The following is a 1,605-nucleotide window of genomic DNA, read 5'->3' on the forward strand; positions in this document are numbered from 1 at the left end:
TAAATTTAATTATTAACTTATATTTTTACAATAACCTTTTCCCATTTAATTTGTCTTTTATTTTTATGGTACTTTTTGCGAGTTTCGCCAAGATATCCCATATTAAAGCGGGTTTTTTCTACAAATCGTCAATAAGAATTACTAGTCTTTTGTCCCACTATATCGTGTCTCATTACATCTGCTATGCCTTCTTCTAAATCAATTGTGTAATTACAGCGATAGACATTTATACCTTGAGATTTACCAATAAGTCTCTTAGTATTTCTTTTAAGTTGTTTAGTTAATTCTATAATACAATAGATAAGGCTTCCTCTCCTGCTTTATGAGGTTTAGATAAGGCAAATCTTGAAACACCCTCTCTTAAGCTAAACTTCTTATCTATATCCACAAATTTAAGACCTTTCTCACTTAGTAGATACTTAACCTTATTTATTTTCATTATTAAAAAATCCTTATTTATGGTATCTTTTATTTAATAATTATATTTAATTAATTTGTTATAAGTGTAAAATAATTTGATTTAATCGGATTATCAAATATAAATTTGATAAAAATGGATATTTATATTAAATATAGGAAAATGAATGAGTAAAGAGCTGTTTAAAAAGCATTTTGGGAATAACTTAAAAGTCAATATATTAAGAAACTTTAAAACCCAAAAGGAATTTGCTGAATTTTTTGAATTAAAAACTTCAGCGGTCAGCTCTTGGGTAAAAGGTGAAGCACAGCCCGATTTATTCACTATCAATACTATATGTAAATCAATGGGAATAACTGTAGATTATTTAATAAATGGCGAACCTGAGGGGATTACACAAACTTCGATAGATTATGATATTTTTGATGAGGTAGTAAAATTAACTAATGCATTTGGAAAAGAAAATAATATTAAAGTAGGTGGTAAGCAGTATTTAGCAGTCTATGAAAGTATTACTAACCTTAGAAGAGTTAATAATAAACTTAAAACTAAAGAAGTATTTGAATTACTAAGACCAACTTTAAACACTTGGAAAAAGTAGAGCCTCAACCTCTAATTGTGATATTATTTTTATAAGCATAAAAGTGCTTATCTTGTTTAACACATAATTAAGGAGATTTTTAATTATGAAAAATATATATCGATATTAGATGTAATAAATGCAATAAAAAACTTTTTGAAGCTAATATTACTAAGGAAGTTGATATTAAAATAAGATGTAATCGTTATAAATCTTATCTAATTCTAGACAATATAAGTCAATTCATTACTAACAACAAACCTAAATCCTAACACGCCTTAGTCTCAATGCTAGTAATAGCATTGAGACCATCTTAAAGAATCACTATAAAATTACCCCATTTCTTTTTTACAAAAAAAATAGGCACTTCGCTTCAAAGTGCCTAATTACTTATGTTTTAATGATATTCAGTAGTGCCATTTAATGTGTCCTATAAATTCGTTCCATATTTTCATAATTCTCCGAGTTTATCCTAGTATCTTCGGGTTTTTTCTACAACACGTCAGTCTAAAAACCTTAGTATAACTGTGTCATTTAATGTGTCCCTTTACATTTACCCCACTATATAAAAAATGACATATTAAACGGGAATATAAATTACTTTTTT

The 1,605-nt window shown here is 26.9% G+C and carries 2 protein-coding genes; one reads left to right on the top strand and one right to left on the bottom strand.

Going from position 1 to position 1,605, the window contains the following annotated elements:
- Positions 1 to 286: 286 nt before the first annotated feature.
- Positions 287 to 439, bottom strand: a complete 153-nt coding sequence (locus ACQCX0_RS04515; RefSeq protein ID WP_462562985.1) for a hypothetical protein — start codon at positions 437 to 439, stop codon at positions 287 to 289.
- Between the two features lie 145 nt (positions 440 to 584).
- On the opposite strand from ACQCX0_RS04515, the gene ACQCX0_RS04520 reads away from it, so the two are divergent.
- Entirely contained in the window at positions 585 to 1,019 is a 435-nt protein-coding gene (locus ACQCX0_RS04520) for a helix-turn-helix domain-containing protein (RefSeq protein WP_462562986.1), read from the top strand.
- The last annotated feature ends 586 nt before the right edge of the window (positions 1,020 to 1,605 follow it).

This window comes from Candidatus Hepatincolaceae symbiont of Strigamia maritima, assembly GCF_055505085.1.